This window comes from Haemophilus sp. SZY H53, from assembly GCF_054332375.1.
Map to the genome: position 1 here is coordinate 172,454 of NZ_JBTGNV010000001.1, position 23,151 is coordinate 195,604.

Consider the following 23,151-nt stretch of genomic DNA (forward strand, 5'->3'; position numbering starts at 1 on the left):
TTTTTGGTGTGCAGATAAAATGAGTACAGGTGAATTTGATCTTATAGGACTATATTTCTCAATACAAAAAGGCAATCAACACTTTGTTGATTTCAGTATTGGGGATGATTGTGCGATCACTCATATTCCAGAAGGCTATCAGCTTGCGATCACCACCGATACAATGGTCGAGGGTACGCATTTTTTATCTTCTATTTTCCCCCAAGATTTAGCCTATAAAGCTATCGCGACAAATCTAAGTGATTTAGCTGCTATGGGCGCTAAACCTGCTTGGATTTCTCTTGCACTGACATTATCTGAAGTTGATGAAAACTGGCTAAGCCAATTTAGTCAAAGTCTGTTTGATACATTAAATCAATATGATGTGACGTTAATTGGTGGCGATACAACAAAAGGCCCACTTTCTGTCACCATTACGGCACAAGGGGTTGTACCAAAAGGAAAGGCATTATTCCGACATAATGCGAAGGTTGGCGATTTAATTTATGTATCGGGCACGTTAGGTGATAGCGCGGCGGGTTTAAATTGGATCTTACAAGGTAAAAGTGCGGTCGATTTTGATAGTGAATTTTTAGTAAAACGTCATTTTCATCCAACGCCACGCGTTGAATTAGGTCAAGCCTTAGTGGATGTAGCGCATTCATGCATTGATATTTCAGATGGTCTTGTCGCTGATTTAGGACATATTTTAACGAGAAGCCAATGTTCTGCGGAGATTGATTTATCCTTCTTACCTTTATCTACATCACTCAAAAAAACATATCGCTTAGAAAAAGCAGAAGCGTTTGCATTAAGTGGTGGGGAAGATTATGAGCTTTGCTTTACGATTCCCGCAAATAAAAAATCTGAGATTGAGAAGTTATCTCAAGCGTTGAATGTACCTTGTACCTGTATCGGAAAAATTGTTCCGCAAAATAACAATCAGATTACTTTTTTAAAAGATGGACGTGTCATCAATTATCAAGCGTCGTCTGGTTTCGATCATTTTAAGGATAAATAATGAATAGTTCACCACTTGATAGAGTTAGCTTAAAAAATCCAGTTCATTTACTTGCATTAGGTTTTGGTTCTGGATTAATTCGTCCAGCACCGGGTACATGGGGAAGTTTAGTTGGAACGATTTTAGGCTCCGCATTATTAGCTTGTGTAGGACTAAAAATCTTCTTAATTTTGACCGCACTTTGCTTTGCGCTTGGCTGTTATCTATGTCAAAAAACCGCAGATGATATGGGCGTTCATGATCACGGTTCCATTGTTTGGGATGAATTTGTTGGGGTATTTATTGTGCTAGCTGCAATTCCAACTTTATCCTTGCCTTGGATTGTTATTGCCTTTGTACTGTTCCGTTTCTTCGATATCTTAAAACCTTATCCCATCCGTTATTTTGACCAAAAACTGGAAAGTGGTTTTGGGATTATGGTGGATGATGTTTTAGCAGCAATCTATGCTGTTATCGTGATTGTGATATTACGTATTGTAGGCTTGCCATGCTAAATTTAATGATTATTCATCTTGTTGGTTTACTTTCGCCTGGTCCAGATTTTTTCTATGTCAGCCGAATTTCTGCCATGAGATCTCGTCGAGAAGCTATTAGTGGCGTGATTGGAATTACCATAGGCGTATTAATTTGGGCAACGGCTGCCGTTTTAGGACTCGCGATTATTTTTACCACGATGCCAATTATTCAAGGCATTGTGATGATGCTTGGCGGATCGTATTTAGTTTATCTCGGCATTAAAATGGCAAAAGTGAAAACCAATGCGGTTTTTGATGAAAAACAGAATGCAAATGTGCCAAATCAATCGATTTTAAAAAGCATTATGAAAGGCTTATTGGTCAATTTGTCTAATGCTAAAGTGGTGATTTATTTCAGCAGTGTGATGTCATTGGTTTTAGTAAATATTACCGAAACATCACAAATTTTGACCGCACTTGCCGTGATTACCGTCGAAACCTTTTTATATTTCTACATCATTTCAGTGCTTTTCTCGCGTTCTGTTGCAAAACAGTTTTATAGCCAATATAGTCGCTATATTGATAATGCAGCAGGGCTGATTTTTATTTTCTTCGGAATCTATTTAATTTATAGTAGCGTTCAACACGCTTTAATTTGATAAAAAAAGGACAAAATATGACATTAAAAATTGCGATCGCTGGCGCAGGCGGAAGAATGGGACGTCAATTAATTCAAGCCGTACATAATGCAGAAGGGGCAGAATTAGGTGCTGCTTTTGAGCGTAAAGGTTCTTCTTTAGTTGGCGCAGATGCGGGTGAACTAGCGGGTATTGGTGCATTAGGTATCAAAGTATCAGATGATTTAAATGCAGAAAAAGATAACTTTGATTTACTAATTGATTTCACGCGTCTGGAAGGCACGCTTGAGCATATCGCATTTTGTGTCGCTCATAACAAAAAAATGGTGATTGGTACCACGGGGTTTGATGATGCAGGCAAAGCCGCAATTCAAGCCGCATCGGAAAAAATTGCCATTGTATTTGCATCCAACTTCAGCGTAGGCGTGAATTTGGTGTTTAAACTATTAGAAAAAGCCGCCAAAGTGATGGGCGATTATTGCGATATCGAAATCATTGAAGCGCACCACCGCCACAAAGTGGATGCCCCATCAGGTACCGCGCTTTCCATGGGCGAACACATTGCGAAAACTCTTGGACGTGATTTGAAAACGCATGGCGTATTTTGTCGCGAAGGCATTACAGGCGAACGTAAACGTGATGAAATTGGTTTCTCTACCATTCGTGCCTCTGATGTCGTGGGTGAACATAGTGTCTGGTTTGCGGATATTGGTGAGCGCGTTGAAATTGCTCACAAAGCATCAAGCCGTATGACCTTTGCTAATGGCGCAGTGCGTGCAGGTAAATGGCTAGAAAAACAATCTCACGGATTGTTTGATATGACTGATGTGTTGGATTTGAATAATTTATAATTCTATTTCTAAATCACTTTCCACCCGACAACAACACAGTAGAATCTCATCCGGTTGAATAAATGCAAGGGGCGCATCGGCGTAAGATACCTTACCTTTTTTGATCTTCACGCGGCAAGAACCACAATAACCTGAACGACATTGATATTCATGGTAAATTTGATGTTGTTCTAAAAAGTTAAGCAGAGAAGTTTGGTTATCGAAATTTAAGGTGATTTGGCGCTGAATAAGATAGATTTTCATGAAACAAAATAAAACAAAATTTTGCTCATTATAGAAGAAAGAGAAGTAAAACTCACGGCTCTTTTGTTGTAATATAGCGAGCTAATAGTCATCATAAGGGAAGAACATGCGAACCTTTCTAAAATTAACGTGGATTTCAACCGCACTTTTATTAACGGCTTGTAGCTCCATTTCAAAAGAGCCGGTTAAGCATATTGATATGTATGTAAAGCCTTATTACGATGCCAGAGATGGACGACTTGAACAGATTAATGTTAACAAAGATATTGATGTGTTATTGCTGAAAAATACACAAAAAGATTTTGAAAGTGCGGTCAATATTATTGAGAAAAAAGTGGATTTTGTTTCTCCGATGACAATGTTTGCACTTTCTGCTCGTGCTTATGATTTTGGCTTACGTGATGAAGCGGTAAAATGGTTTTATCGTGGGCAAAACCGTTTAATCACCGCGTTATATGTGTTGGATTTAGATAAATTAACAGTATCGAATAACACAGCATTTGGGCAATTAGTGGGACAGCATGTTAATCCGTATGCGTTCTGTGATTTGAACAAACAACACAAGGCGGCGCAAGATGCCATTGACTGGGCGAAAAATCACCCGTATCAGACTGTATTTTTACCTCAATTACCGAGCAAGCATCCAGATAGAAAACAAGCATTAAAAGAAGCTGAAGCAAAACTTGATGCGCGTTTAGTTGAGCAAGAACGCTATTTTGCTAATCCTGAAAATAAAGCAAAATGGGAAAAAGAACGCCAAGATAACTGGGTGAATGAGCGATTTTGTTGGTGATTTTAAAAAAATTTAAAAATCTTAAGGTTGCTTAAGATTTTATTAAGATTTGTTGTGTTTAATAAGCATCAACAAGGCGGCAATGAGGATAATCCTTCGCTTTGAAACATGATTAATTTATGCTTAATTCTATTTAGGAGAACATGATGAAAAAATTTGCTTTAGCAACCCTTTTAGCTTTATCTACTTCAGCTGCATTTGCTGGTTTTAATGGCAACACTGCACAAGGTGGCTTCCAAGGTGGTAACCAAGGTCAACAACTGACTGTTAAACAAGCATTATCTGCGAAAGATGACTCAATGATTAGCTTAGTTGGTAAAATCACTCAACAAGTTGATGGTGATGAATATCTTTTCACTGATGGTACTGGCCAAATCAAATTAGAAATTAAAAACCGTGTTTGGAATGGCTTAAATGTAGGCCCTCAGGATAAAATTCGCGTTTACGGTAAATTAGATAATGAAGCTTTTGATAAAGCAGAGCTTGAAGTCATTAGCGTTGAAAAAGCGCAATAACTCAATATAATTTAAAGTGGTGGGCAAAAGCCCGCCATTTTTTCGTTTTGAGAAAGATAAAAGTGCGGTCAATATTATGCGAGTTTTATTAGTAGAAGACGATCCGTTAATCGGTAATGGGTTACAAATTGGTTTGTCAAAATCTGGTTTTGTCGTGGACTGGTTTACCGATGGTCAAACTGGATTAAATGCCTTAATCGGTGCACCTTATGATGCGGTAGTGTTGGATTTGACTCTGCCTAAGTTAGATGGGTTGGATGTATTAAAACAATGGCGTTCAAATAATCAAGATGTGCCTGTATTGATCTTAACTGCACGTGATACGTTGGATGAACGCATTAAAGGCATTCAACAAGGTGCGGATGATTATCTTTGCAAACCCTTTGCCTTGGCTGAGGTGGTGGTGCGATTACAGGCATTGATTCGTCGTCGTTATGGGCAAGTTAAACCACAAATTGAGCATGGTAATGTCAAACTCGATCCTGCTCAACATAAGGCTTGGTTGAATGAGGATGAAATTACATTAACCGGGCGTGAATATAAATTGCTTGAGCTTTTCATGCTAAATAAGGAGAGGGTACTTTCACGAACAACCATTGAAGAAAAATTGTCAAATTGGGATGAAGAATTAAGTAGTGGTGCATTGGATGTGCATATTTATAATTTGCGTCAAAAACTGGGTAAACAATTTATTCGTACTGTACATGGCGTAGGCTATGCTTTAGGACAAGTTAATGAAAAATAAACGACTGAGTTTTCGTCTCTTAATCGGTTTAAGTTTGACCGCACTTTGCGTGTGGTGCATTGCCACAGCTGTTGCATGGACGATCGTCAAAAAAGAAGCTAAAGATGTGTTTAATGCACAACAAGTGCTTTTTGCTGAGCGTTTGGCAACATCTGATTTAAAAAATGTATTGTTGGACGAAAATGCGAATTTTCCACGTGGTGGATTTAAACCGCAGAAACGTCATTACGATAATGACGCTCTAGCTTTTGCTATATTTTCTAACAAAGGCGAAAGACTATTAACCGATGGCGATAATGGCGACAAATTTATTTTTCAAAATAAAACGGGTTTTAGCAAAGAACATATTTTAGATGACGACGATGAATGGCTGATTTATTGGCAACCTGTCGGTAAAGGCGAACTTGTCATTGCGGTGGGACAAGAATTAGAATACCGCGAAGAGTTGGTCAATAAAATGGTCTTCAGCCAAACAGGGATTTGGTTTGCAGGATTACCAGTATTATTATTGGTTGCGTTTATTGTGATTTATCGTGCATTAAAACCAATTAATCGATTGAGTCGAAACATACAAGCTCGCCGACCAGGTGATGTGTCGTTATTAGAAACTGATGATGTGCCAACAGAGATTCTACCGTTAGTCCAAAACTTAAATCAATTTTTCACACGTACCAGTGAGCAGTTGGAACGAGAGCGACGTTTTGTTTCCGATGCGGCTCATGAATTGCGTAGTCCATTGGCTGCATTGCGTATTCAAACAGAAGTTGCCCAATTAGCTGGTGATGATACAAAAACTCGTGAAATAGCATTAATACATTTAACTCAAGGCATCGATCGTGCTAATCAATTAATTGAACAGCTCCTTACACTTTCTCGCTTGGATAATCTTAATGAATTAGATGAGCAAGCTCTAATTGATTGGTCAGAAATTATTACTTCATTGGTTAGCGAATTATATTTTAATGCCTTGAATCATCAAATTGATTTGAGCTTTGATTATCAGCATTCGCCTCCGATTAAACAGGGGCAACCACTCTTATTGTCACAAATGTTACGCAATTTACTTGATAATGCTATTAAATATTGCCCCAAAGGAACAGAAGTTCGAGTCATTTTGCAACGAACCAAAATATTAATCGAAGATAATGGTGGAGGCGTTGAACCTGAAGAGTTAGCGAAATTAGGCCAACGTTTTTATCGACCAGCAGGACAAAATGAAAAAGGAAGTGGATTAGGACTATCGATTGTTGCAAGAATTGCAGAATTGCATCACTATCGTTTTTATTTAGAAAATATTGAATACCAAGGTAAAATCCAAGGTTTACGGGCTGTGATTGAGTTATAGTTAAGGGCGTTTTTGAACGCCCTTATTACGATTGTTAAAATATCCCACCAATTAAGTCAATATGCCCTTTTTCTACCTTAATATCTCGAGCAAATTTTTTTATAATCATTTGTTTCATATCTGTTTCATCTAAGGTGTAAACAGGTATCTCGCCGAGTAAGGTGGCGATCCCTCTGCTTAATAATGGCATCACACTTTGTAGTTGCTCCATCACATTATTAGGTTCACCTGACCAGCGCAAAATCCGTAGTTGTTTTAAATACAGAGCGCCTTCTTGTGGGTTATATTCTGGAATGGCATCAAAAGTTAGATGCAATTTTGCTACATAAGTTTTATCAGATAAGCGAATAAACATATCAGCTAAACCACTCATTTCTACACGACTATCATTATTTTGGCCGATACGTGTTATTAAATCTTTCAGAGAATAATCAACAGAAAATAAGCCTGGAATACGAAGACTATCATTAATAGTTACTGTTTTATTCAAATAATGATTCATTTCTTGTTCATTAATACTAAAAGGGGTGGCTTGAACGGTTGGCGTAAATAGACTAAAAATCAGCATGCCCAATATGATTTTAAAAGTTTTCATTATGTTTCCTTTATTGAAAAAAAGTGAAAGTTTCGTACAATACATCCCTGATTTTTCACTATACACTAAAAAAAATGGGTAATAAAGTATGGTCTTATCCTTTAAAGCTTATGTGCAAACATTGCTAAAAAAACATAATGAAGAAAGGGTTTTTCGTTTTGAATATTTGGGCAAATATTATTGGCTGAAACAACCTGAGCGTTTAAAAGGTATCTGGCGAATCTTAAAACCTTACCCTAAGAAACATTTTAAAGAAGAATGCTACATTCTACAAAAATTAAATAGTATTGGCGCACCAGTACCTAAATTATGTGACTTTAGTGATGACCATTTGGTTCTTGAAGATGTTGGTCCAACATTAAATTGTTGGTTAGATAATAATGAAATAAATTGGGCACAGAAAGAAAATATTTTGCAGACAGCGATACGAGCGTTAATTCAATTACATCAAAAAGGTATTATTCATGGGCGTCCCGCTATTCGTGATATAGCTTGGCAATCAGGAAAGGTGAGGTTTATGGATTTTGAATCTCATTCTAAAAGTTATAATAAACAGTGGCTGATCGCTCGTGATATGTTGGCATTTTTAAATAGTTTGTGCCGAGTAAAAAATTTAAATGATAAAAAACTAAGAGCACTATTTGATTATTATAAATTGCATTGTCCTTCAGATTATTGGATTGCTATGGTTAGATATGTAAAAAAAATGCGTTGGCTTTACTATGTTTTACTTCCATTTAAGCCTATTGCACGGACAGATTTATTGGCTATTTATCGCTTATTCGAACATTTAAAATAGGAAATTAATGAAAAAATTATTTTTAGTTATGTTATTAAGTCTTGTTGTGAGCGCATGTTCTGTCGGAGTGGGGGCTAAAGGTGGGAGTAACGGCGTAGGTATTGGACTTGGTACTGGTTTTGGATTCTAAATTGTACTTTTCATGAAAATGAGCAGAAATCACTTGATCTTTCCGTGTTGAAATACTATAATACACCGCATATTTCGGACGCGGGGTGGAGCAGTTTGGTAGCTCGTCGGGCTCATAACCCGAAGGCCGTCGGTTCAAATCCGGCCCCCGCAACCAATAACAAGTTCAGTAAAAAGAACCCCAAGTTTGGGGTTTTTTTGTACGAGAAATTTAGAAACTGGGCTTAGGTTCATTGACGAACCTAACCCTTTTTTTATGTCTGAATTTTAAGATTAGGAGCAAAAATTGGCAACATTAGAACAAAACTTGCAAGCGATGCTTCAAGGTGCCGTAGAAGATCTAGGCTGCGAACTTTGGGGGATTGAATGCCAACGTGCAGGTCGTTTTATGACCGTACGTTTATTCATTGATAAACAAGGTGGCGTAGGCGTTGATGATTGTGCTGATGTAAGTCGTCAAGTGAGCGCAATTTTAGACGTGGAAGATCCGATTGCGGATAAGTATAACCTAGAAGTATCATCACCAGGTCTCGATCGTCCATTATTTACGCTTGAACAATTCCAACGTTATGTGGGCGAGGATATTGCTGTGCATTTACGTATTCCTGTTTTAGATCGTCGTAAATGGCAAGGTAAATTAGAAAAAATTGAAAATGACATGTTGACACTTATTGTTGATGGTCAGGAACACGTTCTTATTTTTGGCAACATTCAAAAAGCCAATGTAATCGCAAAGTTTTAAAGGAGAAAAAGGAAAATGAGTAAAGAGATTTTGTTAGCTGCTGAAGCAGTATCTAACGAGAAGTTATTACCACGTGAAAAGATTTTTGAAGCGTTAGAGAGTGCGATCGCACTTTCAACGAAGAAAAAATATGACTATGAAACCGATATTCGTGTATCTATCAATCCTAAAACGGGTGAATTTGATACATTCCGTCGCTGGTTGGTGGTTGATGAAGTCAAAGTGCCAACCAAAGAAATGACATTAGAAGCAGCACAATTTGAAGATGCGAATATTCAACTTGGTGATTATGTCGAAGATCAAATTGAGTCTATCGCATTTGACCGTATTGCAATGCAAACTGCTCGCCAAGTTATCAGTACAAAGATTCGTGAAGCAGAGCGTGCAAAAGTAGTTGAGCAATTCCGTTCTGAAGAAGGCAAGATTGTTACGGGTACGGTGAAAAAAGTAAATCGTGAAAGCATCATTTTAGATTTAGGCAATAAAGCTGAAGCCGTGATTATGCGTGAAGATATGCTTCCACGTGAAAATTTCCGTCCAGGTGATCGTGTTCGTGGTGTGCTTTATAAAGTGAATCCAGAAAGCAAAACGGCACAATTATTTGTGACTCGCGCAAAACCTGAAATGTTAATCGAGTTATTCCGTATTGAAGTACCAGAAATTGGCGAAGAAATGCTTGAAATTCGTGGTGCTGCACGTGATCCAGGTTCTCGTGCGAAAATTGCGGTGAAATCCAATGATAAACGTATTGACCCTGTTGGTGCATGTGTGGGTATGCGGGGTGCCCGCGTTCAAGCGATTACCAATGAGTTAGGTGGTGAACGTGTGGATATCGTACTTTGGGATGATAATCCGGCACAATACGTAATTAATGCGATGGCGCCGGCTGATGTGACTTCAATTATCGTGGATGAAGATAATCACTCAATGGATATTGCCGTTAATGCAGATAACTTAGCACAAGCAATCGGCCGTAACGGTCAAAATGTTCGTTTAGCCACCCAATTAACAGGATGGACATTAAATGTGATGACTACTGAACAGCTAAATGAAAGACATCAAGCTGAAGATACTAAAGTATTAAACTTATTTATGGATAAATTAGGGCTTGATGAAGAGTTTGCTCAAATCTTAGTGGATGAAGGTTTCATTTCATTAGAAGAAGTGGCTTATGTCCCCGTGAGTGAACTGACTGCAATTGATGGTTTAGAAGATGAAGACTTGATTGAAGAATTACAAGGTCGAGCAAAAGAGGCGATTACCGCTGAAGCTGTCGCTGAAGAAGAAGCGTTGAAAAAAGCGAATATTGAAGATCGTTTATTAAATCTTGAAGGTATGAATCGTCACATTGCCTTTAAATTAGCTGAAAAACAAATTACTACACTTGAAGAACTTGCAGAGCAGGGAGTAGATGATTTAGCTGATATCGAAGAATTAACCGCAGAGCAAGCCGCTGATTTTATTATGGCTGCTCGAAATATTTGCTGGTTCAGCGAAGAGTAAGGAGTTTATAATTATGACTGAAGATGTAAAAAATATAGATGCAAATGCACCCAAAAAACTAAGTATTCAACGCAGAACGAAGACAACTGTAAGTGGTACGACCGCAGGTGGTAAAGCAAAGGCCGTACAAGTTGAAGTTCGTAAAAAACGGACGGTACCAACTAATGCTGCACAGAAAGCAGCAGAAGCTGCAAAATTAAAAGCACAGCAAGAGGCGGAGGCAGCAGAAAAGAAAGCGGCAGAAGAAAAAGCGCGTTTAGCCGCTGAAAAAGCTGCAGCTGAAAAAACAAAAGCTGAACAAGTCAAATCTGAAGCAGAAAAATCAGTGAAACCAGCACAAAGTGTGGTGGAAAATAAACCTAAATCGACTGATCCTGAAAAAGAAAAGCTAAAAGCAGAAGAAGCCGAACTTCGTCGTAAAGCGGACGAATTGGCTCGTCAGAAAGCTGAGAAACAAGCGCGTAAAGCTGCTGAAGAAGCAAGACGTTACGCTGAAGCTGATAACTCGGCAACGGAGTCTTCATCTGAAGATTATGCGGATTACAACTTAAGTTCTCGTTATGCACTAGAAGCAGAAAATGAAGAAGAACGTCGTAACGAAAATCGAGGTCGTGGCAAAAATAAAGTGGCCAAAGCGAAAAAAGAACGTGATGACGTGAAAGGCAGCAAAAATGAGCGCGAATCCAACCGTAAAAATCAAAAAGACGGAAAATTCGGTAAAGGTAAACATGGTAAGAAAGGTGCAGCATTACAACAAGCCTTCACAAAACCTGTTCAGGTTGTAAAACAGGATGTTGTTATTGGTGAAACCATTACTGTTGCAGAATTAGCAAATAAAATGGCAACCAAAGCGACTGAAATCATCAAAGCAATGATGAAGATGGGCGAAATGGTAACCATTAACCAAGTGCTTGACCAAGAAACAGCGCAATTAGTGGCTGAAGAATTAGGTCACAAAGTGATTCTTCGCAATGAAAATGAACTTGAAGAAGAAGTATTAGGCGACCGTGATGTTAACGCAGAAAAAGTGACTCGAGCACCAGTTGTAACGATTATGGGTCACGTTGACCATGGTAAAACCTCATTACTTGATTACATTCGTAAAGCGAAAGTTGCAGCAGGCGAGGCGGGTGGTATTACTCAGCACATCGGTGCATACCACGTAGAAATGGATGACGGAAAAATGATCACCTTCTTAGATACGCCGGGACACGCTGCATTTACCTCAATGCGTGCACGTGGTGCGAAAGCAACGGATATCGTCGTTCTTGTGGTGGCGGCAGATGATGGTGTGATGCCTCAAACTATTGAAGCGATTCAACACGCGAAAGCAGCGGGTGCGCCTTTAGTGGTTGCGGTGAATAAAATTGATAAACCAGAAGCCAACCCAGATCGCGTAGAACAAGAATTACTTCAACACGAAGTGATTTCTGAGAAATTCGGTGGTGATGTACAATTCGTGCCTGTTTCTGCGAAGAAAGGTACTGGTGTTGATGACTTATTAGATGCCATCTTGCTTCAATCAGAAGTACTTGAATTAACGGCTGTAAAAGACGGTATGGCAAGTGGTGTGGTGATTGAATCTTACCTTGATAAAGGTCGTGGTCCGGTTGCGACGATTCTTGTTCAATCAGGTACTTTACGTAAAGGTGATATCGTACTTTGTGGTTTTGAATACGGTCGTGTTCGTGCAATGCGCGATGAAAATGGTCAAGAAATCGATGAAGCCGGTCCATCTATTCCTGTTGAGGTGTTAGGTCTTTCTGGCGTACCTGCAGCGGGTGATGAAGCAACCGTAGTGCGTGATGAGAAAAAAGCACGTGAAGTAGCATTACACCGTCAAGGTAAGTTCCGTGAAGTGAAACTTGCTCGTCAGCAAAAAGCGAAACTTGAAAATATGTTTAGCAATATGACGGAAGGTGATGTGGCTGAACTGAATATTATTGTGAAAGCAGACGTGCAGGGTTCTGTGGAAGCGATTATTCAATCATTACAAGATCTTTCTACTGATGAAGTGAAAGTGAAAGTAGTGGGTTCTGGTGTAGGTGGTATTTCTGAAACTGATGCAACCTTAGCGGCGGCTTCTAATGCGATTATGGTTGGCTTTAACGTACGTGCGGATGCTTCTGCTCGTCGTATTATCGAAGCAGAAAATATTGATCTTCGTTATTACTCTATCATTTATGAACTATTAAATGATGTGAAAGCCGCGATGAGTGGTATGCTACAACCTGAATTCAAACAAGAAATCATCGGCTTGGCTGAAGTGCGTGAGGTGTTTAAACATCCTAAATTCGGCGCCATCGCGGGTTGTATGGTGACTGAAGGTGTAGTAAAACGTAATAATCCAATCCGCGTATTACGTGACAACGTGGTAATCTTTGAAGGTGAATTGGAATCTCTCCGTCGCTTTAAAGATGACGTTTCTGAAGTCCGTAATGGTATGGAATGTGGTATCGGCGTTAAAAACTACAATGACGTAAAAGTTGGCGACCAAATTGAGGTGTTTGAAGTGGTTGAGATTAAACGTTCAATCTAACTTTTAACAACATAAAGGGCGGTTAAAAATCATGGTGTTTTTAATCGCCCTTTTGTTATTAAATAAACCGCATCAAAATTATAAACCAGTTAAATCCTCAGCAATTTCTTCAGCTTGTTTAATCACATAAGTTACCGCTTCTTCCTGTTTATCAGGTGGATATTTGTAGCGTTGTAGGGCGCGTTTAACGAGAATGCGCATTTTGGCGCGAACGCCTTCTTTGTATTGCCAGTCGATGGTAACTGAGCGTCTTAAAGTATCGGTAATTTCTTTGGCTAGTTTGGAAAGCACTTCATCGCCCATCAGTTCACGGGCGCTTTGGTTTTGGGCGAGGGCTTCGTAGAAGGCGAGTTCTTCTTTTTTCAGCCCCAGCTTTTCACCTAAAGCTAAGCGTTCTTGGAAGTCTTGGCTCATTTTGAAGAGCTCATCCAAAATTTCTACCACGCTTAAATTGTGGTTGTGGTATTGATTTAGGGCTTCTTTCAAACGTTGCTCGAAGTCTTTTTGCAAGGTGAGGTTCGCGCCTGATTTGGCTTTGATTTCGCTTGCCAAATAACGCTCCATCGCGCTAACCCATAAATTTTTAGTTGGGCTATTTTTAACTGTTTGTAAAAATTCCTCGGAAAGCAAACTGATTTGTGGTTGTGGTTTTTCTAGCAGATCAAATAAATCAATCACGCCTTCAGAATACACAGTTTGATTAACCAGTTTTTTTAATAAAATCTGTCTTTCATTTGTGCCTGTGCCTTTTTGTTCACGTTTAGTTAAAATTGCCCGTACGGCATCATAAAAGGCGATTTCTTGGTTATATGGCTCAACTTCAGCCAATGCGCCGCACAGCATATAGCCTTTTTTCACCAAACCCGCCGCTTTCAAAAAGGCTTTTTTGCGTGGCTCGGTTTCTTTTTTATCAAACCAATGTTGCTCGTGCGCTTTGCCATCAAACGGTAATTGATCGAGGCTTAAAATATGGTTGGCGGCAAACCGAATAGCCATCAAAAGATCATGTGGATTATCTTTTTTTAGGGCCGTCTGAACATCAAAGGTTTTCCCTTCAACCGGCGTTGCAAACAGGCTGCGGACGAACTCTAAATGCTCTTTCATTTTAAAGAACACATCAATCACGCTATCCGTCAGCTTGCCCTTGCCTTGCGAATTGGTGTATTGCTGGGTTGCTTCTTTGAGTTTTTCGGCAATGCCAACATAATCCACAATCAAACCGCCATTTTCTCGACTTTTATTGCGGAATACACGGTTAACCCGCGCAATCGCCTGCATCAGGTTGTGCCCTTGCATCGGCTTGTCGATATACATCGTATTACAGCAAGGCGCATCAAATCCCGTCAGCCACATATCGCGCACAATCACAACCTTCAGCGGATCGTTCGGGTCTTTAAAGCGGCGTTCCAGCGTTTGTTTTTCCTGTTTACTGTAAACGTGTTTCTGCATTTCCGGCGCATCGGAAGCCGAACCCGTCATCACAATTTTAATCGCCCCTTCGTTAATATTATCCGAATGCCATTCAGGACGCAGTTTGATGATTTCATTGTATAAGTCCACGCAAATCTGACGGCTGGAAACCACCATTATCGCTTTGCTGTCCACCACTTCATTGCGTTTGGCAAAATGCTGCACAAAATCTGCGGCTAAATCGGCCAGACGGGCTTGCGAACCCAGCAATTTTTCCTGTAAACGCAGGGCAGGGGATTGCTCCTCTTCCAGCAAATCATCAATTTCTTTGAATAGCTCATCGTGTTCTTTTTCGTTTAAGCGGATTTGGCGTGCTTCATACACAATCGGCACGGTTGCGCCATCTTCCACCGCATCTTGTAAATCATAAATCGACACATAACGCCCGAACACATCTTGCGTGTCCTTATCTTCTAGGCTAATCGGCGTACCAGTAAAACCGATAAACGAAGCATTAGGCAGCGCATCGCGCAAATGGCGGGCGTAGCCTGCCTGAAACTTGCCGTTATGCAGCTTTTGCGTAAAACCATATTGACTGCGGTGTGCTTCATCGCTGATTACAATAATATTGCTGCGCTCATTTAAAACAGGGAAGCGGCTTTCTTCCTCATTTAAGGCGAATTTCTGAATCGTAGTAAAAAACACACCGCCCACTTCATTTTGTGCGAGCAGTTGGCGTAGTTGATCGCGGTCTTCCACTTGTTGCGGTGTTTGCTTGATTAAATCTTTGCCTGAAGAAAAGGTTTGGAAAAGTTGGCCGTCCAAATCGTTGCGGTCGGTCACCACCACAATCGTCGGATTTTTCAATTCAGGCTGTGCAAGCAGTTTGCCGGCATAAAACAACATAGAAATCGACTTACCCGAACCCTGCGTATGCCACATCACGCCAATGCGGCGGTCGCCTTTTTCTGAAGTCGCCCAAATGGTGGAATCTACCGCTTCATTTACGCCGTAATATTGATGGTACGCCGCGATTTTTTTAATGGTTTTACCACTGGAATCCCGCTCAAATAAGATGAAATAGCGGATATAGTCCAATAAATCCTCAGGCTGCATTAAGCCATTGAGCAGGCTTTGCAATTCATCGTCAAAATATAAGCGCGCGCTTTTATTTTTTTCATCAACGACTTTCCACGGCGTAAAGCGTTGGAAATCTGCCGAAAGCGAGCCTAAACGGGCAGCAATACCGTCTGAAATAATCAAGGCTTGGTTGTAAACAAACAGCTCGGCAATTTCATCTTTATAGGTTTCAAATTGATTAAACGCCTGCAATAAATCCGCCGATTCACGCAGCGGATTTTTCAGCTCAAATACCACTAAGGGCAGACCATTTACAAAGCCGATAATATCAGGAATCCGCTTGCCCCCTTTACGGCTGCGGATTTCTAGCTGATTGACGGCAACAAAGCGATTGTTTCCCCAATGGTCGAAATCTACCAAGCGCGCCATCTCGATTTTTTGTTCACCATTTAACGTATATTCTACCCGCACGCCATCACGCAACAGTTTATAAAACGCCTGATTACGCACCACCAAGTCGCCAATATCACTTTTCGTCGCCGATTTCACCACAGAATCAACCGCACTTTCAGGCAGCTGCGGATTAAGCTTGCGCACCGCCGCACGCAATTGCTCAACAAAGATTACGCCGCTCAAATCGCCACGGGCAAACTCGCCTTCATGAACAGGCAAGTCTTTACCATAGCGATATTCCCAACTGAGGGATTGCAGGCGTTGAAGAGTGAGTTGTTCGATGTCGTTTTCGTTGAGCATGATTGGTTCCTTAGAGTGTGGTTTAAATCTCCCCTAACCCCTCTTTACGAAAGAGGGGAATGGTATCGAGCGTAGTGTTAGTTTAAGTGTTTTTCATGAATAATTTTTCTGTTAATCCGACCGCTTGCAGCTAACAAACCTTCCAAATCTCCCCTAACCCCTCTTTACGAAAGAGGGGAATGGTATTGAGCGTAATTTTAGTTTAGGTGTTTTTCATGAGTAATTTTTCTGCTAATCCGACCGCTTGCAGTCAACAAACCTCCCAAATAGTCCCCCTCTTTAGCAAAGAGGGGATAGGGGAGATTTGGCTGAAGTGAAATTATCGTTATAAATGATTAGTCATTTTTAGACATAAGGTATTCGATATAAGCTTCTCGCTCATAATCTCGATCCGCTTCTAGTTCATATCCACAAGAAAAACATACGCCATTAATAACATTCATGTCGTAACATTCAGGACACGAATATCTATAATCACCACCATCTAGAATATCTCTATGAGTTAATTCCAACACATCATATACATCTAAGTTATCATTGAGACAGTATTTGCAGATAAGCTCGATATGTTCATCATCTTGACCTTTGCATTCAATTAAATTACTTTTACAACTAGGACACTTTTGATTGTCTAGAAGTACCTCTTTTACTTCATCACTAGGAAAAATAATATTATCGAAACTGTTTCTACAATGTTCTAATTTATCAGTATAAATTTGCTTGTTATTAAGGATTTTCTGATATACAGGAATAGTGATAAATTCTTCAAATCGCCCATGCAGCTCTACCAAATATTTATCATAAAAGCTTTCTATTAAATAATAAATTTTGACTAATAATTGTAATATATCTACCTCATTAACTTGATAAAAGTGTTCAATTTGATTTCTAGTATCAATTATTTCATCTAAAAAGGAAATGTTAGGTAAATTCAAATCAAGAGAATTGAAGTTATCTTTTATCTCTTTTACAGTTGCAGTTTGTCTAGGAAGTTCTTGTATATTTCCATTATAATTTTTCTTTCTAATGTACTTGAACTTATCTTCTTCAAATTGACTTTCTAGTAGTAATTTATATTTATAAAGTAGTAATAATCCTGCGACAGAATTACGAATAGATGAGATTTTTCTATTTTTATCATTTTCTGCTAGATCAAAGTCCTCGATGCCAAGTTGAATTGATGATTTAGCATTATTTAATAAGTTTTCTTTTACCTCTTTCATTTTTGGCATCTTAAATTTCTCCATTTAATAATTTAGGTAATAACAAATCTCTAGTATCTTTCAATACATCAATTTCAGAAAGAAGCTGTTTTCTTTTTTCAAATAAAGAAGAAGCATATTTCTGATGTAATTCAAGTAATTTGAAATCAGGCACTAATAGAGATATTTGTTTCAAATGTGTAGGTCCAAAGTTACGCTGGGCAGAACCTGAAGCTCGGATTTCCAATTCATGTTGTAATTGATTCTCAACAAAACCAGCAATGAAGCCTAATGTGCTTTTATTTTTAATAGGACGGAAACGGATAACACTTGTATTGAGTGATAAAGGCAGATGTTCCTTCCTAACAAAAGCAAATCGTCCTAATGTTCCAGATGTTGAAACAACAATATCGTCTTCTTCAAGTTGGAAGTGTTTATATTTTCCAAAAGCTTCTTCCTTCGTGATTTTATTTGCGGTTGTTAATGTCAAGTCCCCATTCTGGATGCAGCGGATATTGATAAACTTGATACCATCTTCTTCATCTGTATATTGCCAATTACGAATGCCTGGTCCTTCAAGGAAGTCAATGATTTCAGGTAGTGGTTTAACCTCCCACCCCTTCGGCACTTCAAACCCATCAACTTCCACCATCTCACACGGAAACGCTTTGGCGGTTTCAGCTAATTCGGCGTAGCGTTCAGGCTGTGTTTGTGAAAGTGCGGTCAGTTCTTCGGGTGTTTTTCCGCTGATTGCCTGCATGGCTGCCAGTTCCGCTTGTTCAAGGCTAAGGCCGTTTGAAAGGGCTTGGACTTTGGCACGCACGGGATCAAAATCGACAAACCAGCTTTTAAACAGGGCTTGGGCGATTTGTTCCAAGGTTTGGTTGATTTGGGTGTTGAGTTGGATTTTATTATTTATATGTTGAAAAAAATCTGCAATTTTATTTTGTGTTTGTAGATCTGGTATAGGTATTTCAAATGTTCCTAAAATCTTTGCATTAGCTCCAGCTTGAGCAGAACCACTTTTGGCTCCTGATACAAATCCCCACCAATTAGAAGATCTTAAATTTAACCAAATATAATATGGGTTTGCTATTTCTTTATTTACTCTATATCTAATTAGGTATGAGGCAAAAACAGCATTATTTTTACCTTGAAAAATAAAATTTTCACCTGTGCTATTGCCAGTTCTAGCTATTACAATGTCTCCTTCTATTAACTGATATTTTGTTATATCTTTACTTTCAATTTCACAAAAAGGAACTTTGTCCCAATCAACGTATCCACCTTGAATGTCTGTTATTCTCAAAAATTTGCAACCTGTATTATTTTCTGTTGCACTTGCTGTGTATCCATATGAAATTTCTACACATAGATCACTTAATTTCATATTAGTAAAGATCATACCCCAATCCCTCTAAATTCTTCTTAATCTCCGCTTCCAACTCCGCACTTTTCGCAAACTGTTCTTTCAAAAGAGCGGTCAGATTTTGCATTTTTTCTGTAAATGGTACGCCATCATCTTCTTGTTCTGCGGTGCCGACATAGCGTCCCGGTGTGAGGACGAAATTGTAGCCCGCAATGTTTTCTAAAGTCGCGGATTTGCAGAAAGCGGCTTGGTCTTCGTAGCCGTATGATTGTTGCCAGGCGTGGAGGGTGTTGGCAATTTTGGCGATGTCGTCAGCAGTGAAATCGCGCAATACGCGGTCTTTCATGTAGCCGACTTGGCGAGCGTCGATAAACAATACTTCGCCTTTGCGCTTTTTGTTGCGGTTTAAGAACCAAATACAGGCGGGGATTTGGGTGTTGGTGAAGAGCTGGCCGGGTAGGGCGACCATACATTCCACCAAGTCGGCATTGATGATGGCTTTGCGGATTTCGCCTTCGTTGTTGGTTTGGCTGCTCATGGAGCCGTTGGCCAGCAATAATGCCATTTTGCCGTTGGGCGAGAGGTGGTAAATCATGTGTTGCAGCCAAGCGAAGTTGGCGTTGCCTTTGGGCGGCGTGCCGTATGCCCAACGTGGGTCGTCGGCCAGGGATTCGCTCCACCAATCACTGATGTTGAAGGGTGGATTTGCCATAATGAAATCCATCTTTTTGTCGATGTGTTGCGGCTGTGTGAAGCTGTCGGCGTTGTGTTTGCCGAAGTCGTAATCAATGCCGCGGATGGCCATGTTCATGGCGGCGAGTTTCCAGGTGGTCGGGTTGAATTCTTGCCCGTAGATGGAAACGTTGTTGATGTTGCCTTGATGGGCGGTGATAAAGCGTTCGGTTTGCACGAAAAAGCCGCCGCTGCCCATAGCCGGGTCATAGACGCGGCCGGAGTATGGCTCGAGCATTTCGACAATCAGGGAAACAATGGATTTCGGCGTGAAATATTGCCCGCCGCGTTTGCCTTCGGCTTGGGCAAAGCGACCGAGGAAGTATTCGTAAACGTGGCCGAGAATGTCTTTTGCGCCTAAATGCACGGGCTCGCCGTTGTAAGTCGGACGGGTAAAGTGAGTATCGGAGAAGAGGATAATCAGCCCGCGCAGGGTGTCTTCGTTTACGGCATAGCCGCTGATGCGTTGGAGGACGCCTTTGAGTTTTTCGTTGTCTTTTTCAATGGCGTCGAAGGCATCGTCAATCAGTTTGGCCACACCGGAAAATTTCCCTCCCCAGGGCAGCTCTGCGCCGATGTTTAAGATGGAAACGGCTTTAATCTCGTCCCAACGGGCTTGCTGCGGCACCCAGAACACATTGTCGGCGGTGTAGTAGTCGCGGTTTTCCAGTTCGACGGTTAAGGCTTCTTGATATTCTTCGTCCGTATCGTAGAAAGTGCGGTCAAGATAGAGTGGATTTTCGGAGTCGCTAAGCTCTGCCTGAATTTTTTCCTGCTGATGAGTGAAGCTGTCGGAGATGTATTTAAGGAAAATTAAGCCGAGTACGATGTGTTTGTAATTGGCGGCATCAAGCTGCTGGCGCAGTTTATCGGCAGATGACCAAAGTTTTTCGTCTAATTCATTTAAAAATGCTTGTTGTAATGTGTGATTTTCATCGACAATCTTGGTCGTCTCGTCTCGTCTCGTCTCGTCTCGTCTCGTCTCGTCTCGTCTCGTCTCGTCTCGTCTCGTCTCGTCTCGCTTGCATAAATTATGCCCTCTGTAGAGTGATTTTTATCGGAAGTTTGAATATTCAAACAAATTATCAGGCGTCATTTTATCGAAAACAGTATCGGGTTAAAAGGGATTTTTGCGTGCTAAATCCAATGATTTCCAGTAGAATGAGGGCTTTTATAAATAAGGAATGACTATGACAAGAGAATTTAAACGCAGCGATCGTGTTGCACAAGAATTACAAAAAGAAATCGCTATCATTTTACAACGGGAAGTAAAAGATCCCCGTATTGGCATGGTAACCGTGTCAGATGTGGAAGTATCAAGCGACTTAGCTTATGCAAAAGTGTTTGTCACATTTTTATTCGATCACGATGAAACGGCAATTGAGCAAGGCATGAAAGGGTTAGAAAAAGCGGCACCTTATATTCGTTCATTAGTGGGTAAAGCAATGCGCTTACGCATTGTGCCAGAAATTCGTTTCTTCTACGATCAATCCTTAGTTGAAGGGATGCGTATGTCTAATTTAGTGACAAACGTGGTACGTGAAGACGAGAAAAAACACGTTGAGGAAAATGACTAATGTCGAGACCTCGTAAGCGTGGGCGTGATATTGATGGTGTATTTTTATTAGATAAGCCACAAGGCATGTCATCTAATGACATTATGCAAAAAGTTAAACGTGTATTCCAAGCGAATAAAGCAGGGCATACTGGTGCGCTCGATCCATTAGCAACCGGTATGCTGCCCATTTGTTTAGGTGAAGCCACAAAGTTTTCACAATTTTTGTTAGATGCGGATAAACGCTATGTGGTCACAGCAAAATTAGGTGAACGTACGGATACCTCTGATGCTGAAGGACAAGTGGTAGAAACGCGCCCTGTCAATGTGGAAACATCACAAATTTTGACTGCACTTGAACAATTTCGTGGTGATATTTTACAAATACCGACCATGTTTTCTGCATTAAAGCACAATGGAAAACCGTTGTATGAGTATGCTCGCGCAGGCATTACCGTAGAACGTGAAGCCCGTCCTATCAGGATTTTTGAGCTAAATTTTATCGAGTATCAAGCACCTTTTCTAACTTTAGAAGTGCATTGTTCGAAAGGAACTTATATCCGTACATTAGTGGATGATTTAGGTGAAGTGTTAGGTTGTGGCGCTCATGTGACAGTGTTACGTCGAACTGCGGTTGCAGATTATCCAACAGAAAAGATGATGACATGGGATGCTTTGCAGGCGCTTGCAGAGCAAGGAGATCTTGCACCACTTGATCAACATCTTTTACCGACAGATACAGCGGTCAGTAAATTACCCGCATTACAGCTAAATGCCGAGCAAAGTAAAGGTATCGGCTTTGGACAACGCGTTAAATTTGCTAATGAAGCAAAATTACATGGTCAAGTGCGGTTATTTTCTGACGAGAATATCTTTTTAGGTGTAGCACTTGTCGATGATAACAATGTGATTCGTCCACAACGCTTGATTACGCAATCTCTCTAACTATTTGTCTTTCTTTTTTAATTCCAGTAATCTCACCTGTAACCTTTTAATTGCAATCATGTAAATAAGATATTACAGGTGAATTATGGATGCCCTTAACCATTTACGTCAGGAAATTAATGCGCTCGATCGTGAACTGATTCAACTTTTTGCTAAACGTCTCGAATTAGTAAGCCAAGTAGGCGAAGTAAAGCACGAAAAAGGTTTACCGATTTATTCACCAGATCGTGAATTAGCCATGTTACAAGCACGCCGAGAAGAAGCGGCTAAAGTAGGAATCTCTCCACAGCTTATTGAAGATGTGCTACGTCGCTTTATGCGTGAATCTTATTCCAATGAAAATCAATTTGGTTTTAAAACCCTGAATCCAGCCATTAATAAAATTGTTATTGTCGGTGGTTACGGAAAAATGGGGCAGTTATTTGCCCGTTATTTGCGTGCTTCCGGTTATCCTATTTCTATTTTAGACCGAGATGATTGGGATGTAGCAGAACGCATTTTAACGAATGCGGATGTTGTTATTGTCTCAGTGCCGATTGATCACACATTAGAAACAATAGAACGTTTAAAACCCTATTTAACGGAAAATATGCTACTGGCAGATCTCACCTCTGTGAAACGTGTTCCATTAGCTAAAATGTTAGACGTGCATAAAGGGGCAGTGGTTGGGCTGCATCCAATGTTTGGTCCCGATATTGCTAGCATGGCAAAACAAGTGGTTGTGCGTTGTGATGGGCGCTTTAGTGAGCGTTATGAATGGTTGTTAGAGCAAATTCAAATATGGGGTGCAAAAATTTATCAAATTGATGCTGCAGAGCATGACCACAATATGACATACATTCAAGCATTACGTCACTTTTCTACCTTCGCGAATGGTCTGCATCTTTCCAAACAACCAGTCAATTTAAGCAATTTATTGGCATTATCTTCCCCGATTTATTGTTTGGAATTAGCCATGATTGGTCGTCTATTTGCCCAGGATGCGGCACTTTATGCCGATATTATTATGGATAAGCCAGAAAATTTAGACGTGATTGAAAGCTTGAAGCAAACGTATGAAGAAGCGTTACAATTTTTTGAAAAAAGCGATCGCCAAGGGTTTATTGATGCTTTCCATCAGGTGAGGGAATGGTTTGGCGAGTATTCCGATCAATTCTTGCAGGAAAGTCGTCAGTTATTACAACAAGCTCACGATTTGCGTCACGTATAAAGC

22 protein-coding genes and 1 tRNA gene are annotated in these 23,151 nt (G+C 40.2%); 17 read left to right on the forward strand and 6 right to left on the reverse strand.

From position 1 onward, the window contains the following. Window positions 1–19 precede the first annotated feature (19 nt). Genes thiL through dapB form a run of 4 tightly spaced genes read left to right on the forward strand, consistent with a single transcriptional unit; the run spans window position 20 to window position 2,944 of the window. Window positions 20–1,000 carry a thiamine-phosphate kinase gene (gene thiL, locus ACXVWB_RS00905; RefSeq protein WP_289901717.1) on the forward strand — a complete coding sequence of 327 codons (981 nt, stop codon included), beginning with the start codon at window positions 20–22 and terminating at the stop codon, window positions 998–1,000. Continuing rightward, on the forward strand, window positions 1,000–1,494 hold the full coding sequence (locus ACXVWB_RS00910; RefSeq protein ID WP_369866504.1) for a phosphatidylglycerophosphatase A family protein: 495 nt from the start codon (window positions 1,000–1,002) through the stop codon (window positions 1,492–1,494). Before thiL ends, ACXVWB_RS00910 begins: the two co-directional genes overlap by 1 nt. Next, window positions 1,488–2,114 (forward strand): LysE family transporter, encoded by a 627-nt coding sequence (locus tag ACXVWB_RS00915; RefSeq protein WP_289901718.1) that lies wholly within the window; start codon window positions 1,488–1,490, stop codon window positions 2,112–2,114. The genes ACXVWB_RS00910 and ACXVWB_RS00915 overlap by 7 nt, the downstream gene beginning before the upstream one ends. A gap of 17 nt (window positions 2,115–2,131) precedes the next feature. After that, the gene (gene dapB / locus ACXVWB_RS00920; RefSeq protein WP_289901719.1) at window positions 2,132–2,944 is read left to right on the forward strand and encodes a 4-hydroxy-tetrahydrodipicolinate reductase; all 813 of its coding nucleotides are present in this window, start codon (window positions 2,132–2,134) and stop codon (window positions 2,942–2,944) included. Here the strand turns inward: dapB and yfaE are convergent. Then, the gene (yfaE, locus tag ACXVWB_RS00925) at window positions 2,939–3,187 is read right to left on the reverse strand and encodes a class I ribonucleotide reductase maintenance protein YfaE (protein WP_289901720.1); all 249 of its coding nucleotides are present in this window, start codon (window positions 3,185–3,187) and stop codon (window positions 2,939–2,941) included. The genes dapB and yfaE overlap by 6 nt on opposite strands. Window positions 3,188–3,293: 106 nt before the next feature. Between yfaE and ACXVWB_RS00930 the strand changes: the two genes are divergently transcribed. From ACXVWB_RS00930 to qseC, 4 genes are all read left to right on the forward strand, one after another. Then, complete coding sequence (locus ACXVWB_RS00930) at window positions 3,294–3,980, forward strand: hypothetical protein (RefSeq protein ID WP_289901721.1); 687 nt, start codon at window positions 3,294–3,296, stop codon at window positions 3,978–3,980. A gap of 146 nt (window positions 3,981–4,126) precedes the next feature. Continuing rightward, window positions 4,127–4,495 (forward strand): NirD/YgiW/YdeI family stress tolerance protein, encoded by a 369-nt coding sequence (locus ACXVWB_RS00935; protein WP_289901790.1) that lies wholly within the window; start codon window positions 4,127–4,129, stop codon window positions 4,493–4,495. A gap of 76 nt (window positions 4,496–4,571) precedes the next feature. Beyond that, a complete protein-coding gene (locus tag ACXVWB_RS00940) occupies window positions 4,572–5,240 on the forward strand; it encodes a response regulator (protein ID WP_289901722.1) in 669 nt (222 codons plus the stop codon). Continuing rightward, the gene (qseC, locus tag ACXVWB_RS00945) at window positions 5,230–6,585 is read left to right on the forward strand and encodes a quorum sensing histidine kinase QseC (RefSeq protein ID WP_297568127.1); all 1,356 of its coding nucleotides are present in this window, start codon (window positions 5,230–5,232) and stop codon (window positions 6,583–6,585) included. Before ACXVWB_RS00940 ends, qseC begins: the two co-directional genes overlap by 11 nt. Window positions 6,586–6,619: 34 nt before the next feature. On the opposite strand, the gene ACXVWB_RS00950 is transcribed toward qseC, so the two are convergent. Continuing rightward, the gene (locus ACXVWB_RS00950; protein ID WP_049355679.1) at window positions 6,620–7,180 is read right to left on the reverse strand and encodes a DUF1439 domain-containing protein; all 561 of its coding nucleotides are present in this window, start codon (window positions 7,178–7,180) and stop codon (window positions 6,620–6,622) included. An 88-nt stretch (window positions 7,181–7,268) separates the two neighbouring features. Here ACXVWB_RS00950 and ACXVWB_RS00955 point away from each other — a divergent pair, with 88 nt between their 5' ends. The 6 genes from ACXVWB_RS00955 to infB all read left to right on the forward strand — a co-directional run bounded on the left by ACXVWB_RS00955 (window position 7,269) and on the right by infB (window position 12,892). Next, the gene (locus ACXVWB_RS00955) at window positions 7,269–7,979 is read left to right on the forward strand and encodes an RIO1 family regulatory kinase/ATPase domain-containing protein (RefSeq protein WP_458485187.1); all 711 of its coding nucleotides are present in this window, start codon (window positions 7,269–7,271) and stop codon (window positions 7,977–7,979) included. Between the two features lie 7 nt (window positions 7,980–7,986). Beyond that, complete coding sequence (locus ACXVWB_RS00960; protein WP_263970175.1) at window positions 7,987–8,109, forward strand: hypothetical protein; 123 nt, start codon at window positions 7,987–7,989, stop codon at window positions 8,107–8,109. Window positions 8,110–8,188: 79 nt separating this feature from the next. Beyond that, a tRNA-Met gene (locus tag ACXVWB_RS00965) sits at window positions 8,189–8,265 on the forward strand. A gap of 129 nt (window positions 8,266–8,394) precedes the next feature. Then, window positions 8,395–8,850 carry a ribosome maturation factor RimP gene (gene rimP, locus ACXVWB_RS00970; protein WP_289901727.1) on the forward strand — a complete coding sequence of 152 codons (456 nt, stop codon included), beginning with the start codon at window positions 8,395–8,397 and terminating at the stop codon, window positions 8,848–8,850. A gap of 15 nt (window positions 8,851–8,865) precedes the next feature. Continuing rightward, window positions 8,866–10,353: a transcription termination factor NusA gene (gene nusA / locus ACXVWB_RS00975; RefSeq protein ID WP_049355682.1), complete on the forward strand. Its 1,488-nt coding sequence runs from the start codon at window positions 8,866–8,868 to the stop codon at window positions 10,351–10,353. A gap of 13 nt (window positions 10,354–10,366) precedes the next feature. Next, window positions 10,367–12,892 carry a translation initiation factor IF-2 gene (gene infB / locus ACXVWB_RS00980; RefSeq protein WP_458485188.1) on the forward strand — a complete coding sequence of 842 codons (2,526 nt, stop codon included), beginning with the start codon at window positions 10,367–10,369 and terminating at the stop codon, window positions 12,890–12,892. A 78-nt stretch (window positions 12,893–12,970) separates the two neighbouring features. Here the strand turns inward: infB and ACXVWB_RS00985 are convergent, their stop codons facing one another. The 4 genes from ACXVWB_RS00985 to ACXVWB_RS01000 all read right to left on the reverse strand — a co-directional run bounded on the left by ACXVWB_RS00985 (window position 12,971) and on the right by ACXVWB_RS01000 (window position 20,381). Then, on the reverse strand, window positions 12,971–16,135 hold the full coding sequence (locus ACXVWB_RS00985) for a type I restriction endonuclease subunit R (protein ID WP_289901729.1): 3,165 nt from the start codon (window positions 16,133–16,135) through the stop codon (window positions 12,971–12,973). Between the two features lie 335 nt (window positions 16,136–16,470). Continuing rightward, on the reverse strand, window positions 16,471–17,367 hold the full coding sequence (locus ACXVWB_RS00990) for a hypothetical protein (protein ID WP_049366546.1): 897 nt from the start codon (window positions 17,365–17,367) through the stop codon (window positions 16,471–16,473). A gap of 1 nt (window position 17,368) precedes the next feature. Continuing rightward, complete coding sequence (locus ACXVWB_RS00995) at window positions 17,369–18,742, reverse strand: restriction endonuclease subunit S (RefSeq protein WP_289901730.1); 1,374 nt, start codon at window positions 18,740–18,742, stop codon at window positions 17,369–17,371. Further along, complete coding sequence (locus ACXVWB_RS01000; protein ID WP_458485203.1) at window positions 18,729–20,381, reverse strand: class I SAM-dependent DNA methyltransferase; 1,653 nt, start codon at window positions 20,379–20,381, stop codon at window positions 18,729–18,731. The genes ACXVWB_RS00995 and ACXVWB_RS01000 overlap by 14 nt, the downstream gene beginning before the upstream one ends. A gap of 247 nt (window positions 20,382–20,628) precedes the next feature. Here ACXVWB_RS01000 and rbfA point away from each other — a divergent pair, with 247 nt between their 5' ends. The 3 genes from rbfA (at window position 20,629) to tyrA (ending at window position 23,148) form a co-directional block, all read left to right on the forward strand. Beyond that, window positions 20,629–21,015, forward strand: coding sequence for a 30S ribosome-binding factor RbfA (gene rbfA, locus ACXVWB_RS01005; RefSeq protein ID WP_289901732.1), 387 nt, complete (start codon window positions 20,629–20,631; stop codon window positions 21,013–21,015). Beyond that, window positions 21,015–21,938, forward strand: a complete 924-nt coding sequence (gene truB, locus ACXVWB_RS01010; protein WP_289901733.1) for a tRNA pseudouridine(55) synthase TruB — start codon at window positions 21,015–21,017, stop codon at window positions 21,936–21,938. The genes rbfA and truB overlap by 1 nt, the downstream gene beginning before the upstream one ends. 85 nt (window positions 21,939–22,023) lie before the next feature. Further along, window positions 22,024–23,148: a bifunctional chorismate mutase/prephenate dehydrogenase gene (tyrA, locus tag ACXVWB_RS01015; protein ID WP_289901734.1), complete on the forward strand. Its 1,125-nt coding sequence runs from the start codon at window positions 22,024–22,026 to the stop codon at window positions 23,146–23,148. Window positions 23,149–23,151: the final 3 nt, after the last annotated feature.